The sequence below is a fragment of the Acinetobacter sp. LCT-H3 genome (genome assembly GCF_001866125.1).
Classification (GTDB): Bacteria; Pseudomonadota; Gammaproteobacteria; order Pseudomonadales; family Moraxellaceae; genus Acinetobacter; species Acinetobacter schindleri.
Map to the genome: position 1 here is coordinate 1 of NZ_MODX01000069.1, position 1135 is coordinate 1135.

Sequence of the window (1135 nt, forward strand, 5' to 3'; positions counted from 1 at the left end):
CACGTTGACCATGGTAAAACAACTTTAACAGCTGCGATTGCAACTGTATGTGCGAAGAAATTCGGTGGTGAAGCGAAAGACTACGCTGCAATTGACTCTGCACCAGAAGAAAAAGCACGTGGTATTACCATTAACACTTCTCACGTAGAATACGATTCTCCAACTCGTCACTACGCTCACGTAGACTGCCCGGGCCACGCCGATTATGTTAAAAACATGATTACTGGTGCTGCTCAGATGGACGGCGCGATCCTTGTATGTGCTGCGACTGATGGTCCAATGCCACAAACTCGTGAACACATCCTTCTTTCTCGTCAGGTAGGTGTACCTTACATCGTTGTATTCTTGAACAAATGCGACCTTGTAGACGACGAAGAGCTTCTTGAGCTAGTTGAAATGGAAGTTCGTGAACTTCTTTCTACTTATGACTTCCCAGGTGATGACACTCCAGTTATCCGTGGTTCAGCTCTTCTTGCGCTTAACGGTGACGCTGGTCAATATGGCGAAGCTGCAGTTGAAGCTCTTGTTGAAGCGCTTGACTCTTACATCCCAGAACCAGAACGTGCAATCGACCAGGCATTCTTGATGCCAATCGAAGACGTATTCTCAATCTCAGGTCGTGGTACAGTAGTAACTGGCCGTGTTGAGACTGGTATTGTTAAAGTTGGTGAGTCAGTTGAAATCGTTGGTATCCGTGATACACAAACAACAACTGTAACTGGCGTTGAAATGTTCCGTAAACTTCTTGACGAAGGTCGTGCGGGCGAGAACTGTGGTGTTCTTCTTCGTGGTACTAAGCGTGAAGACGTTCAACGTGGTCAAGTACTTGCTAAACCAGGTACAATCAAGCCGCACACTAAATTCGACGCAGAAGTATACGTACTTTCTAAAGAAGAAGGTGGTCGTCATACTCCATTCCTTAACGGTTACCGTCCACAGTTCTACTTCCGTACAACTGACGTAACTGGTGCGATCGCGCTTAAAGAAGGCGTTGAAATGGTTATGCCTGGTGACAACGTTGAGATGTCAGTAGAGCTGATCCACCCAATCGCAATGGACGCAGGCTTACGCTTCGCGATCCGTGAAGGTGGTCGTACAGTGGGTGCTGGTGTAGTATCTCGCGTTACTGCATAAT

Annotated in this window: 1 protein-coding gene; it reads left to right on the forward strand. The window is 47.0% G+C overall.

Translation table 11 applies throughout. The features are described from left to right. On the forward strand, window positions 1-1134 hold a 1134-nt coding region (gene tuf / locus BK820_RS14880; protein ID WP_213030831.1), incomplete at its 5' end, for an elongation factor Tu. Window position 1135 lies beyond the last annotated feature (1 nt).